We start from the raw sequence: 15,443 nt of genomic DNA on the forward strand, positions 1-15,443 counted from the left end.
TTTCAACTATGAGAATAAAATCCATGGGACTTTGGATGATGATGCTTTTGCTAAGCTTTTCCATTCATGCCCAAAAAAGAACAAGCCCTGCCGAGGGTTCTAATTTAGCAAAACAGGATTTTTCGGCTTTTAAGTTTAGAAATATTGGTCCAGCTTTTACCTCAGGTAGGATAGCGGACATTGCTATTCATCCGGACAATCGAAATATCTGGTACGTGGCTACCGCATCAAGTGGAGTTTGGAAGACAATCAATGCAGGAACCACCTGGACTCCCATTTTTGATGATCAGCCGGTCTTTGCCACAGGCTGTGTCACTATTGACCCAAGTAACCCAAATAGAGTCTGGGTAGGAACTGGTGAAAATAATGGAGGTAGGCACATTTCTTTTGGAGATGGAGTGTACCTGAGTGAGGATGGCGGAGCCACTTGGCAAAATATGGGACTGAAGGATTCCCAGCATATCGGCAAAATCATCGTTCACCCGACTGATTCAAACATTATCTATGTGGCTTCGCAGGGTCCGCTTTGGAATAAGGGAGGAGACCGGGGATTTTATCGATCAGAAGACGGCGGAAAAACCTGGGAAAAAACCTTGGGAGATGAGGAATGGACCGGAGTGGCCGATATTGTAATTGATCCGAGAAATCCAGAAGTGATTTATGCCGCAACCTGGCAAAGACATCGGACCGTTGCTGCCTACATGGGCGGAGGAGAAAAAGGGGGAGTTCATAAATCCACTGATGGTGGAAAAACCTGGACCCAGCTTAAAAATGGACTTCCTGGTGGAGTCACTGGCAAAATCGGTTTGGCAATCAGTCCACAAAATCCTGATTATATCTATGCAACTATTGAGTTGATCAGAAGAACAGGAGGAGTTTTCTTGACCAAAGACCAAGGAGCCTCTTGGGAAAAAATGTCAGATGCGGTTGCAGGCGCCACAGGCCCGCATTATTATCAAGAAGTGTATGCTTCTCCCCATGACTTTGGGACGATTTACCTGATCGATGTACGAATGCAAGTTTCTTATGATCATGGAAAAACCTTCGGACTACTCAATACCACTTCTACTCACTCGGATAGCCATTCCCTGAATTTCATCGAAGATGAGCCGGATTTTTTGCTTTTGGGGACAGATGGTGGAATTTATCAAACGATGGATGGAACTAAAACTTGGAAGTACTTCGATAATTTACCCATCACCCAATATTATAAGCTGGCCGTAGATGATACCGAACCATTTTACAATATCTACGGAGGAACTCAGGATAATGGCTCACACGGCGGCCCTTCCCGAACCGATGATCAGATTGGAATCTCTAATGGACACTGGTCCCGTGTACTCGGGGGCGATGGCCATCAGTCTGCCATCGAGCCTGGAAATCCGGAAATAGGTTACGCCGAATCTCAGCAGGGATACCTCAATCGATTGGATAGAATCTCCGGTGAATCGGTATTCATTCAACCTCAGCCTGCAGCCGGTGAGGGAGAAGAGCGGTTTAACTGGGATGCTCCCATTTTACCCAGTCAACATGTCCCAAGTACGATTTATTTTGCCTCCCATCGGGTTTGGAAATCCACTGACCGAGGTGATTCCTGGGAAGCCATTTCTGAGGATTTGACCAAGAAAAAAGAACGGTTGGAGCAACCGATTATGGGGAAAAACCAAAGTTGGGATAATGCCTGGGATGTTTATGCCATGTCAAATTTCAGTACCATCACTTCTTTGGGAGAGTCCCCGATCAATCCTGAGATTTTATACGCCGGAACGGATGATGGATTGATTCAGTCCACCACAGACGGAGGAGAAAACTGGACGGCAGTAGAAGTAGGAAGTATTCCGGGAGTTCCGGCCAATGCTTTTGTCAATGATATCCGAGCTGATCTTTTTGATGAGCAAACAGTCTATGTGGTATTGGACAATCACAAAGAAGGGGACTTTAAACCCTATGTGGCCAAAAGCTTAGACGCGGGAAAAACCTGGACCTTGATCAACGGAAATCTTCCTTCGACCTTATTGACTTGGCGGATAGTTCAAGATCACGTCAAAAAGGAGCTCTTGTTTTTGGCTACTGAATTTGGAATTTATTTCACTCCAAACTCCGGTAAGGAATGGATCAAACTGCCGGGTGGAGTTCCGACTATATCATTCCGGGACATTACGATCCAACGAAGAGAAAACGATTTGGTGGGGGCATCATTTGGTAGAGGATTTTTCATCTTGGATGATATGAGTCCTTTGAGAGAAATTACCGAAGCGACCTTAGATGAATCGGCCAAGCTCTTCAAACCAAGAGATGGCTACTGGTATGTCCAAAGAAACACTCAAGGCAGCATGGGAAATGCTTTTTGGACGGCTCCGAATCCTGACTTTGGAGTTACGTTCTCCTATTTTATCAAAGAGGGATTGACCACGGCAAAATCTGAACGGCAGAAAAATGAAGCTGAAATGAAAGATGAGTCCATCCCCTTCCCGGGATTTGAAGCTTTGGAGGAAGAGATGCGGGAGAAAAGTCCAGAAATACAATTGGTGATCTCTGATGATCAGGGAAATATTATGCAGCGGGTTAAAGCCAATACCTCATCCGGTTTTCACAGGACTACTTGGGATTTGAGCCTCGCAGCCCAAGGTTTAATTAATCCTGAATCCATAGGACAAGGAAACAGAGGAGGAATGATGGCACTACCTGGTACTTATTCGGCCACACTGGAACTACGGCGAGACGGTGAAATTATCCCTCTTGGTGAACCCGTGAGCTTTGAAGTGAAACCGCTGAGAGAGGGCGCACTGGCGGGTAAGTCTTTGGAAGAAATCAAATCCTTTAGAGCCGAACTTCAAGGATTCCTCAACCAAGTCACGGAAACTAATCTATCATTGGAAGAAGCCCTGAGAATGATCAAAGCGATGCAGGCGGCACTTTCCCGATCTGGAAAAGTCGATGCAGCGCTTCTAAAAGACCTGGATAGTGCTGAAATGGCTTTATTGAATCTCGACTCCCAGCTCAATGGAAACTTGGCACAACGAGAAATTTTTGACCCCATGCCACCTACCATTTCCGATAGAATGTCGGCTGCTTACAGTGGCGCCTACGGAACTTATGGCCCCACCGGCATGCAAAAATCCGCCTTAGAAGCTGGAAAAACAGAACATGAACCTATTGCTGCTAAGCTCAAAACGATGATAGAGGAAACTATTCCATCCCTGGCACAGCGACTGAAAACAATCGGTGCTCCACCCATTAAGGGTCTGACAAATTAATAATAAAGCTCCGGTAGATAGCCGGAGCTTTTTCATTTGAATTTGTTGAGATCAATCATCGAGGAAAACTTAACTTGCGGGATCAAATCTGTAGCCTTGGAAAAAGACCAACTGATCAGAATCAATAAATACCTCAGTGAGGTGGGCTTTTGCTCGAGAAGGGAAGCCGACAAGCTGTTGGAACAGGGAAGAATTACCCTCAATGGTAAAGTTCCTGAATTAGGAACCAAAGTAGCCCCTGGAGATCAGGTCGCCGTAGATGGAATAGCTGTCGGTAAGCCTATCCAAAAGCACACGTACATTGCTTTCAACAAGCCTGTTGGGATCGTATCGACGACCGACACAAAGGGAGAAAAGGATAATATCATTGATTTTATCGGGCATCCGGAGCGGATTTTTCCCATTGGAAGATTGGATAAGGATAGTGAAGGCTTGATTTTTCTCACTTCCGAAGGAGATATTGTCAATAAAATCTTACGCGCCGGCAATCGCCACGAAAAGGAATACATCGTCACGGTGGACAAACCCATCGATGATCGATTCATTCAGCGCATGTCAAGTGGGGTTCCCATCTTAGGAAAAATCACCAAAAAATGTACTGTCGAGAAAATCAGTAAGTTCAAATTCCGCATCATTTTGATCGAAGGAATGAACCGCCAAATCCGCCGGATGACGCAGTATTTTGGCTACTCCGTGAAGCAACTTAAGCGCGTCCGGATTATGAATATTCAATTGGATATTCCTACGGGAAAGTGGAGAGATTTAACTCCAGCGGAATTAAAAGAGCTTAATGAGCTCATTTCCGGTAGTTCAAAAACAGCATAAAAAAAAGGACTTCGATTGAAGCCCTTTTTCAGATACTAATACTCTATAAACTTATCACATCGTATCTACTTTTTTCTGTCGACCGGTGTAGGTGAATGATCCTTTTTCCAGACGAAGCTCTGTTCTTCTGTTTAATTGGTGCATCGCTTCAGTACAGGTTCCAGTGCTGCAGTCATGGATAGGCTTTGTTTCTCCAAACCACTTGTGCTCCATCCGGTTTTCTTCGATACCACGATTGATCAAATATTCTTTCACTACATCGGCTCTTCGCTCGGAAAGTGACTCGTTGTAGGCATCGTCTCCTCTTTGATCAGTATGTCCTTCGATGAAGAGCATCAGATTCGGCAAGCGCTTTAGCATAATGGCTGTCCGCTCCAAATCCTGCTTGTGTACCGATCTCAACATGGACTTGTCAAAGTCAAAGTAGATCGTCGGGATATCGTTGATGTCTTTCTGAACCATATCGAAGATATCTTCAGGCTTACAGAAATCCATATCTTTCAACTCCTCAGGAATATCATACTGCTTGGTCGGATCAGGAAATGCCTCCAATACCAATTCAGACCGTCTGTTCAGCTGATGATCCACATCAGGACAAGGGACTCCATTTCCACAATCATTCACCAGATTCTGCTCGCCAAACCATTCCAATCTGATCCGATCAGCGGGAATGTTGTATTGGGCCATGTATTCGGTTACCGCTTGTGCACGGTTGTTAGACAGGGTAATGTTGTATTCATCCGAAGCTCTGGAATCTGTGTGTGAAGCCACCAAGAGATCAAGGAACGTGTACTTCTTCATCACTTCAGCGATTTTATCGAGTGCTTCTTTGGCATCTTCACGGATGACGTACTTATCCAAGTCATAATAAACAATATCCACAAAGACCGGAAGCTGATAAGGAATCGGAGAAAGTTTGTATTCTTTCTTAAGCGTATCCCCTTCAAATCCTTTGGTCGAGATATCATCAGCTGTGATGGTAAAATAACCAGGTTTAGAAATACTGATCGAGAAGTCGCTGTCCGGCTCAAGTTCTGCTGTCAATTCTCCTTTCGGGTTTCGTTGAGTGACTACATTTCCGTTTTGGGTTTCATCTCTCAAGGTAGCCATGTAGCTATCGTTGATAATCACTCCTTCACAATCGATCACGCGAGCAAGAAACTGCTTATAAACTTCCTCCATCAAATAGATGTCGTCCAAACCCATTCCCCCGTTTCTGTTGGAAGAAAGGTAAACCTCTCCATCTTCCATTTCACGGTAGCCGAAATCATCCGCACTGGAGTTGATTGGCATTCCCATGTTTTGGACATTGGAAACTCCAGATGGAGTATAGTCAGCCATATAAACGTCCATACCGCCTACCCGGGGATGTCCTGTAGATGAGAAATAGAATTTATCTCCTTTTCGGAAAGGATGAGATTCGTTTCCGTCGGTATTCACAGAACTTCCAAGATTGACAGGAGCCGAAAAATTCATCTCCTCGTCATATTCGGAGTAAAAAATGTCGTATCCACCCATAGAACCCTCCATGTCTGAAGCAAAATACAATCGCTTTGCCTCTTCATCCACGAAAGGATTCATAACCGAATGCTTTAGGGAATCATTGTATGGAAATGCAGTAAATCCTTCCAACTCTCCATTTTCATTAACATTACTGTAATAAATTTCAGGTTGCACCGTAATGTCTCTGGTCTTTCTGACCTTTTTAATATCCCGAGTTACAGAATAGAAAAGCACTCCTGCTTCTTTTGCATAGCTCGGATCGGAAAAATTAAAGGTCCCCGGTACATTTGACATCACTTCAGTGACTTCACCGGCTTCATTTTTCTTATATATACTGAAATACTCTCGGTCAGTATAGTCACTTTTCTCCTCACTAAAAATCTTGTTTCTTCCATCGATCCGGATCCCCGGCATTTCACTGGAATAGGAACCGCCTCGATCCGAAACAAAGAACTGATTTCCATTAGCATCTTCTTCAATGATAAAATCAGAAGCCTCCGAATTCAGATCAGCAACGTTTTCAAGTTTGACCTTTTTTCTGGAGGAAACGGTAATCAAGTCCTCCACATCCAGTGAATCGGCAGATACACCTCTTGCCTGAATCAGACTGAGGGCTTCATCTCTTTTATCCGTTAATTGTGCCGCGGAGAGCAGATTTGCAAAATCACTTTGCTCTGCCTCATCTTCATAAGCGACCACATTGGACCACCATTCATAGGATTGATCATAATCCCTAACCATATCGTAAGCCTCAGCAACTTTCTTAGCCACATCATAGCTTGGCTTTTTGGCGTAGGCTTCTTTATACTGCTCGATGGCGTGTTGATAATTCATCAACTCCATCTGCTGATCAGCGTAGCGAACTTTGGACTTCTGCGCTGAGGCTCCCCCAACTATCCCTAAAAATAAGCTGGCTGAAATACTTATTATCGTCAATGTCTTTTTCATAATCAGAACCATCTTTGGTTTTTCATAACTGCTTTTCTTGGGGTCATATAGAAGCCTACAGAAAGCTCGTGAGAGTTGTTTCTGTAATCACTTAGTACGTTGGTATTATGATCGTAAGCATATCCCAAACGCAACCTATCCGTGGCGAATATTTCAATAATAGCCGCCACAGCATTTCTATTGGAAAGATTTGACTCTAGGTTATCATTCCAAATTTTCATATTTGATCGATAAGAGCCACCGACCCAGATTCGCTCACCAAACAGGAACATCGCATTGATGTCGTAATTGGTTGGTGCCCCTTTTACCTCTTTGATCAAGAAGCTAGGCTTAAACTTCACCATCGTGCTCAAATCAAACAGCGCTCCCATGGTCAGGTAGTAGTGGAAATCATGATAGGCCAAAGCAATGTCCTCTCTTTCAAGGGCGTTTCTACCAACCATATTGTATACACTAAATCCTGCGTAGAATTTGCTGTTGTGATAGAACAAGCCCGTGTTCAAATTCGGGGTAAATAAATTAACTCTACCCATTGGGATTTCCGAATCGGGAAAATCATTGGGATCTAGCATGGAGCCATCAATGGAGTATTCGGTTACCCCTGCGCTGACACCAAGTCCCAAGAACCCGGTAGCACTTGTTTGAATTCTATAAGCATAGGTCAATGATCCTCCAGAGGTCTTAGCCGGACCCAACTGATCCGAAAGAATGGAGAATCCGAAGCCCATGGTTCCCTCATTGGCGCTGAGGTCAGCGGTCAATGTGAAAGTTTCAGGTGCTCCTGGGAAGTTTACCCATTGACTCCTATAGGTCGATTGGATATACGGCTCTCCCTTGTATCCAGCATATCCCGGATTGACGTGCAATCCGTTGAATATGTACTGGCTAAACTGGGGGAGCTGCTGTCCAAAAGTCCCTCCGGTGGCCATAAAGGCCACCAGTAGGGTCATTCCGATGATTTTAAAAGTATTTTTCATAACGCTTCTTGATTAGTCTTTAATTACCTGGATCCAGCCCTTGAATTCATGTTCTCTGCCTGACTCATCTACCGCCACTAAGACGTAGAAGTAAGTACCTGCTACCTGACCTGGGGCATCCCAGTCGTTGTTGTAGTTATCTTGCTCGAGCACATGATCACCGAATCTGTTAAAGATGGTAATGGTATTGCTCACAAACTTGCCGAGTCCCTGAACCTCAAAGGTGTCATTGTCACCGTCATTGTTTGGTGTGATCACATTTGGTATTCTAAATGGTCTGATCTCACTCACGTCAGAGTCCTCATTGTCAGATTCATCTGTGTCCTCTTCTTCGGCTCCTACCACGACCGTGTTGGTTACGGATCCTGCAGCGCCTGCTTTGACACGTACTCTGAATGTGATCGTAGCATCCGCTGGGAAGAATCCGATCGTCCAGGTGATGGTACTTCCCGTCACCGTAGTGGATACTTCTGCATTACTTGGATTATCTACCACCTCATTACTGATGTATTCTACTCCAGAAGGCAATTGATCTGTGATCTCAACATTTCTAGCATCAAATCCACCGATGTTGCTGACTACGATTTCGTATTCAAACTCATCGCCTTCGAAGATGATGTCCTGAGTTGCTTCCTTGGTGATGTTCAAGTTGACATTGTCATTTTGCAACCTAAAGACCACTAGGGCGTCATCACTATTTTCTGGGAAGACAGTCTCTCTTAGGATATATTCCAAAGTGTATTCTCTTGCTTCATTTACTCCTGGTACCAAGCTCAGTTCACCGTCATCATCAATCAAAAGACCGATGATTCCATCCAATTCTGTGAATTCGAAATCCACGTCATCTGGATCAGGTCGCTGTCCGTCCAAGAGATCATTCTCTAGGATGTTGCCCAATCGACCTCCGTAGCTCACGAAGTAGGTTCCGAAGTCATCATCATTTGCGATGATTTCTCTTGGACCGATTCCGATCGTCACACTGTCCTCATCACCGATTTCGGTTTCGTCTGGAGTAGTGGCTGTAACATTGGCAATGTTGACGATTCCATCACTTTCCATGTCTTCCGCAGTAACAGAGTATTCCGTTTCAAGTACTTCTACCTGACCTGGAGCAAGGTCTCCGATGTTCACCTCAAGTTCGGTCAACGGATCAAGAACTGTGACATCAGTCAAGGTTACATTACCGGTGTTGGTTATGGTCAAGGTGTAGATTACCACATCTCCAACTCCTTGGATTTCGGTTTTGTCAGTTGTCTTGACGATCTGAATTTCTGGCAATTGAAGGGATTCGACTTCTTCAGATGCTTCATCCGAAACAGGAGTCTCATCAGGAGCTTCACCTTCCGCTATAGCCACGTTCAGAATTCCACCTTCATTCAAGTCCTCTACCGTCACCACATATTCGGTGGTCAACTCTACCGTTTCACCTGGAGAGAGCGTTCCGATAACCTCCTCAAGTTCAGTCAATGGATCCATGACAGTGACATTTGTCAAGGTCACATTTCCTGAGTTGGTTACAGTAAGTGTGTAAGTTACGATTTCACCAGCCTCAGAGACAGACTCTTTGTCTGCGTCTTTAGTGATCAAAATACTAGGATTAGGTGTAATTGGTGTCTCAACCTCATCTTCATCGGTTGGTGTTTCATCAGTTGGACTATCACCAGTCGCAAAGACGGTATTCAAGACAAATCCAGCATCCACATCCTCTTGGGTCACTTCATAATCTGTCGCAAGAACTTCTGATTCATTTGGAATCAAGGTTCCGATAGTTATATCTAATCCTGTCAATGGATCCTCAACTGTTACATTGTTCAAGGTCACATTTCCATCGTTGGTTACAGTCAAGGTGTAGGTAATTACCTCACCTGCTTCGGTTACTTCGGAGCCATTATCTGATTTCACAACACTGATTGATGGATTTTGAATCGCATTAACCAATTCGGTATCCTCAGAAGTCAGTTCGTTTCCGTCAACTTGGCCCGTTACCGTGGCGGTGTTGGTAATCAATCCCGCATCAATATCAGCTTGAGTTACTTCATAAGAAGTTTCAAGATTTACTGACTCACCCGCACCAAGAACTGGAATGGTTTGAGTAAACTGAGTCAACGGATCAATTACCTCAACATCTGTCAAATCAGCTGAACCAGGATTGGTTACCACTAGCGTGTAGTTAATAATCTGTCCAGCAGATTCAACCACAGACACATCAGCAGTTTTCTCAATGGCAATTTCACAAGAATTGAAGGTCAACGTCACCGCAGTTCTGCTTAAGCTTGAACAGTTGGTTTCAGGATTCACAGCCTCAGCATAGTAGGTTGCAGTACCTAATCCAGTCAAGACTGGGTTAACTACTTCTCCACCAACCGGTGCATTGTACCAAACGATTTCTAAACCATCGTCAACAAGGGCTGTTGCGGTCAAGGTCTGTCCTTCTTCGAAGAAACAGGCTACTTCGTCTCCTCCTGTAATTGGAGCATCGGGAGCCTCGTTGATTACTAGCTCTACTGGAGTTCTGGTTAAGCTTTCGCAACCCGTTGCCTCATTTACAGCTGCCGCGTAGTAAGTCACATTCCCTACTGAGCTTAGACTTGGATTATCCGTAGTCTGATCTCCATCAGCAGTCGTGTACCACACGATGCTAAATCCATCAGGCACTGTGGCGCTGGCAGTAATAACTTCTGCATCACCTTCGCAGATGACATTTCCAACTGGGTTGGTAGGAGCATCTGGCGCCTCGTTGATCACAAGCTCAACCGGAGTTCTGGTTAAGCTCTCGCAACCTGTCAAATCATTGACAGCCGCTGCATAGTAAGTCACATCACCTACTGAACTTAAGCTTGGGTTAGCTGTGGTCTGATCTCCGTCAGCAGTAGTGTACCACACGATGCTAAATCCATCAGGAACTGTGGCAGTTGCCGTAATACTTTCTGCATCTCCTTCACAGATGGTTACATCAACCGGGTTAGTTGGAGCATCAGGAGCTTCCTGTATTTCTAGGGTTACTGGAGTTCTGCTTAAGCTTTCGCAACCCGTCTCATTATTAACAGCTGCTGCATAGTAAGTGATATCACCTACCGTGCTTAAGCTTGGGTTAGCTGTAGTCTCATCACCTTCAGCTGATGTGTACCATACGATGCTAAATCCATCAGGAACTGTGGCAGTTGCCGTGATGCTTTCTTCATCTCCTTCACAGATCGTCACATCAATCGGATTGGTTGGTACTTCTGGAGCAGCATTGATAGTCAAGCTAACTGCAGCTCTTTCAGCACTTACACATCCTGTAGTCTCATTGACTGCTTCTGCGTAGAAGATCTCAGTACCTACTTGATTCCAAGTAGGATCGACGACATTACCTCCCACCGGAGCATCGTACCAAACAATATCGTAATCGCCATCCACAGTTGCAGTGGCGGTCAAAGTTTGGATAGGATCTTCTTCACATTCCACTTGTGGCGCTCCTGCTATTGGAGTTGGTACGGAATCGACGGTTACTGTAGCTATATCACTGCTGACCACCCCACATTCTCCGGTTACTTCTACAAAGTAGTAGAGCGTACCTGCTGAAGTGGTAGACGGTACAAAAGTTGACCCCTCTGCTCCATCAATAGCTTCTGCATTTTCTTTCGTATTCTCATCATTCACAAACCACTGGTAAGTCAAGATTCCTTCTCCTGAAGCGATGACTGCAAGAGCAGTAGCTTCGTCGCCGATACAGTAAATATCACCTTCTGGCTGCGTGGAGATTTCGGTAGTCTCATCGACATCTACAATCACCTCATTGGAATCTTCAGAAAGGTTAAACTGACCAAATCCTCCCGTAACGGTTGCGATATTGGCAACTTCACCATTATCGATGTCATCACTAGTGACCGTGTAGGTTATTTCATAAATCCAAGTTTCTTCAAGACCTAGGATTCCATCTTCACCCGAATCACCACTAAGTGGTCCTGTGATTGCGGCATCAGACACTTTATTGTCAGTCACTTCTACATTAGAAAGGCTGACATTACCTTCATTGGTTACAGTGAATCGATAGGTAATCTCATCACCTTCAGTGATACAATCTGCAGGCTCTACTGCTTCTTTTAGGATAGCAATGGCTGGGTTTTGATTAAAGCAAGCCGTAGCTGTGTCAGAAATTTCATCAATAATAAATGCTGGTGGGACCTGATCGCTAGTAACCGTGACTGCAGTAGCGGTATTTTGAAAACATTCTGCTTCAATCATTTGAGAAGTGATCGTCATGGTCAATTCCTCAAATTCGCTTGAATCGAAGATGACTTCTTCTCCTGGTGCGATAGATGGAATCAAGAACTCAAAATCAAGCTGCTCATCTTCCACCAAAATATTGGTCAAGGTGACGTTTCCATCATTGGTTACTGTGATGATATAGGATAGCGTTCCATTCAATTCTTTATCATTCACGTCAATTCTTTTATCAATAGCTAAAGATGGATCTTGACAAATTTCGATTTGAGTGACTTCATCATCTTCTATGGTCTCACCTGAAAGGTCAGATACATTTCCATAATCACCGACTGTGCCGGTCACCTCAGCCTGATTGCTAATCAATCCTGCTTGGGTATCCTCAGCAGTAATAGTATAAGTGGCGGTGTAAGTGGCAGTTTCACCTTCAAGCAAGGTGCCTTCTGGGCTATCTTCTGAACTGGATACAAAGGCAATTGCACTTAGGGTACCCGTTCCAGAGAAGGTTTCTTCATCGATCGATACATTATCGATCGTTACATTTCCAGTATTGGTTACCGTAAAGGTGTAAATCAGATTATCATCTGTATCCAAGCAATTGTCTTCATTGGATGGGTCAGCGACAACAGTCTTAACCATAGCGATTGAACAATCATTGATGGTCAAAGTCACTGGAGTTCGCTCCTGACTTTCGCATTGGGTTGTATTATTTACCGCTGCTGCATAATAAGTTACCGTTCCGACCTCACTTAGGGTAGGAGAATCGGTGGTTTCATCTCCATTTTCGGTGATGTACCACACCAGTGTTTCATTGTCTCCAACTTCTGCAGTGGCAGTCAAAGTCTGAATATCTTCTTCAGCACATTCGATTTGATCGCCACCTGAGATAGGGGCGTCCACTTCATCTACCAAAATCGTGGCAACTCCTGAAGCTACAGGATCACCACAATCCCCGGTTACAACCGCATAGTAATAGAAGGTTCCAGCTACATCCGTTGCAGGAGTGTAAGTAGATTCATCAGCTCCTTCGATTTCTTCTCCTCCGGTATTGCTATCAGTATCATTGCTAAACCACTGGTAAGTCAGACTTCCAGTTCCAGTTGCGCTCACACTCAAATCGGTTGCAGGGTCATCGATACAGTAAGTTGCATCCTCAGGGCTTTCCGTGATTGCAGTCGCTGGGTTAACAGTGATAGTTGATACACCTGAAGCTACATCCTCTCCACAATCACTTCCTACCACCACATAGTAATAAAAGGTTCCGGCTACATCCGTTGCAGGAGTATAAGTAGACTCATCAGCTCCTTCGATTTCTTCTCCTCCGGTGTTGCTGTCTGTATCATTGCTAAACCACTGATAGGTCAATGTTCCAGTTCCAGTTGCAGAAACACTTAAATCTATTGCCGCATCATCGATACAGTAAGTTGCATCCTCAGGGCTTTCCGTGATAGCTGTCGCTGGGTTAACAGTGATAGTCGATACATCCGAAGCTACATCCTCTCCACAGTCACTTCCTACCACCACATAGTAATAGAAGGTTCCAGCTACATCCGTTGCAGGAGTATATTCAGACTCATCTGCTCCTTGGATAGCTTCTCCTCCGGTGTTGCTGTCTGAATCATTGCTAAACCACTGGTAAGTCAATGTTCCAGTTCCAGTTGCAGAAACACTCAAATCATCGGCACTATCACCAATGCAATAAGTCGCATCGACTGGATCTGTGCTAATTTCAGTAATAGGATTAAACGTTACCGTAACTGTAGCAGTAGCATCAGCACAAACCTCTTCACCTGATACTGTATAAGTATAGGTGTCGTCTCCATTATTGGTCCAGGATCCTCCTTCATCAGGCGTTCCTTCCAAGGCATTAAAAAGTTGTTGGTTTGATGGAGTTTCTCCCTCACATATTGTAAGTGTTCCATCGGTACCAGCTACAGGGGCTCTTTCTACCGTAATACTCACCTGCACTCTAGCACTCTCACAACCAAACTCATTGCTCTGACTTACCCAAACAGAGTAAACACCAGGTACGCTAGTATCTACTGTAGGAGCAGGAGTAATTTCTGTATCTGAAATCTCTGTGCTAAAATATGCTAATTCAAAGCCTTCAAGAGCTGTGACGTCATAAGCCAAACTTCCCTCTGCCTGACAAACGGTATCATCTTCCACTGTAGGTACTGGCGCTTGACCTTGTTGAGTAATATTATATTCTTGACTATTGGTACAGCCCCTTTCGTCGGTTACGGTAACCGTGTATGTTCCAACAGGAAGATTTGACTGAATTAATGCATCTGGATCATCAAACACAAAGTTTTCATCATCCGAGGTCCATTCAATCGTATACTCACCAAATCCTCCACTAAGCTCTGTAATTTCAATTTTACCCCCTGTACCCTCGGAACAATCAATATCCTCTCTTGAGGAAGAAAAGGTGATTGGATAATAAACAGTAACATCTTGAGTTTGAGAAATTGAAACACCATCATTGGTTACCGTTAAGGTAACTGGATAGGTTCCTGCTTCTTCAAATTCAAAGGAAGGATTCTCAAGTGAAGAATCTTCATCATTATCATTATTAAAATCCCAAGAATAGGTATAAGGCAATTCAGGATCACCACCAGTAGTTTCATTGATAAAATCAACCTCTAATGAACAATCTGTAGTAAAATCAAATTGGGTAACTAGAGGAGTATTAACAGTAAATCCATCAGCCTCGAAAAAACATTGGGAATTACCAGATCCATCTGGACATGAAACATCAGAAGATGAAGCATTGCCAGTATTCCAAATCATGTAGAAATTTTTAATTTCAAAAAGTTTTCCATACTCCCAACTAAAATTTGCCACTTTATAAAAAGTGTCATCCTCAAGATTTATCGTATTTGGGTTAGGACCATCTGAATCTACTGTTCTTACGCAAGTAGCAATAGTTTCAGTCTCTTCTCCATCTAAAAAAACATCATATTGAACATGAGGATTGTAGGCGTTAGCTCCACCAGATCGCTGAACTCGTATCCAAATCGTACCAGGTACAAGGTCACCTAATTCGTAATTATCTGCCAAAAATTGTGCATCAAACTCTCCGCCTTCCTCATTTCTAAATTGAACAAAATCTACAGATACGTTATTCTGCGGACAGTTAGGGCTATTTATCACAAAAGGCGTAGCAGTGGTTATTACCGTAAAGCCATCAATACCATCAACTGTGGTACCGACATCGCTATTATTCCCTCCATTTCCACTATTTCCCTGAGCCATTAAATCTCCCGAGAATAGAAATACTCCTAGGAATAAAAACAGGAATACTTTTTGAAAAATCCCTTGGCACTCTGAAAAGCCTTTGCTTTTCGTGGGAGGGATGAACCGACAATTGGATAAGTTGTCCATATTGATAGAATTTAAAATTTTTTCGAGTTCGTTAATTCTTCGTTACTTTTCTCATTTTCAGCTCTTTGGGCCTTTTTCCTTTTGGCCTTTTGATCTGAGCTCCAATACCTGCCCTGTGTTTTTTAAGGTTTTTGATTCCCTTTACTCATCTCACAAGCATATATTTGCCATAAAAATACACTTTTATGTTTTTCATATCCAAACTTTATTTGAAAAATATTTTTACGTAATGCAATTTTTTTGGTATGAAATTATTTTTTATGCCTATAAAAGTACTTATTGTTTAATGAAAACCCCAATAATGATAAACAAAACGGCCCTTTTAAGCTCTTTTACTGTC

At 43.7% G+C, this 15,443-nt stretch carries 5 protein-coding genes; 2 read left to right on the top strand and 3 right to left on the bottom strand.

What is annotated here, in order from left to right; genetic code table 11:
- Positions 1-8 precede the first annotated feature (8 nt).
- Entirely contained in the window at positions 9-3,257 is a 3,249-nt protein-coding gene (locus BM043_RS06655; RefSeq protein ID WP_092790054.1) for a WD40/YVTN/BNR-like repeat-containing protein, read from the top strand.
- Positions 3,258-3,353: 96 nt separating this feature from the next.
- A complete protein-coding gene (rluF, locus tag BM043_RS06660; RefSeq protein WP_092790484.1) occupies positions 3,354-4,082 on the top strand; it encodes a 23S rRNA pseudouridine(2604) synthase RluF in 729 nt (242 codons plus the stop codon).
- Between the two features lie 54 nt (positions 4,083-4,136).
- Here the strand turns inward: rluF and BM043_RS06665 are convergent, their stop codons facing one another.
- From BM043_RS06665 to BM043_RS06675, 3 genes are read right to left on the bottom strand one after another with little or no spacing between them, the layout of a single operon-like run.
- Positions 4,137-6,533 carry an OmpA family protein gene (locus BM043_RS06665; protein WP_245752974.1) on the bottom strand — a complete coding sequence of 799 codons (2,397 nt, stop codon included), beginning with the start codon at positions 6,531-6,533 and terminating at the stop codon, positions 4,137-4,139.
- 2 nt (positions 6,534-6,535) lie between these two features.
- On the bottom strand, positions 6,536-7,510 hold the full coding sequence (locus tag BM043_RS06670; protein WP_092790058.1) for a PorP/SprF family type IX secretion system membrane protein: 975 nt from the start codon (positions 7,508-7,510) through the stop codon (positions 6,536-6,538).
- Positions 7,511-7,522: 12 nt separating this feature from the next.
- Positions 7,523-15,103, bottom strand: a complete 7,581-nt coding sequence (locus BM043_RS06675) for a DUF7507 domain-containing protein (RefSeq protein ID WP_092790060.1) — start codon at positions 15,101-15,103, stop codon at positions 7,523-7,525.
- Positions 15,104-15,443: the final 340 nt, after the last annotated feature.

It is taken from the genome of Algoriphagus hitonicola (genome assembly GCF_900113375.1).
In the GTDB taxonomy this organism is placed as follows: domain Bacteria; phylum Bacteroidota; class Bacteroidia; order Cytophagales; family Cyclobacteriaceae; genus Algoriphagus; species Algoriphagus hitonicola.

Excerpts from the sequence above, each read along its gene's own strand:
- BM043_RS06655 (WP_092790054.1), top strand. The coding sequence starts at position 9 with ATGAGAATAAAATCCATGGGACTTTGGATGATGATGCTTTTGCTAAGC.
- BM043_RS06665 (WP_245752974.1), bottom strand. The coding sequence starts at position 6,533 with ATGAAAAAGACATTGACGATAATAAGTATTTCAGCCAGCTTATTTTTA.
- BM043_RS06670 (WP_092790058.1), bottom strand. The coding sequence starts at position 7,510 with ATGAAAAATACTTTTAAAATCATCGGAATGACCCTACTGGTGGCCTTT.
- BM043_RS06675 (WP_092790060.1), bottom strand. The coding sequence starts at position 15,103 with ATGGACAACTTATCCAATTGTCGGTTCATCCCTCCCACGAAAAGCAAA.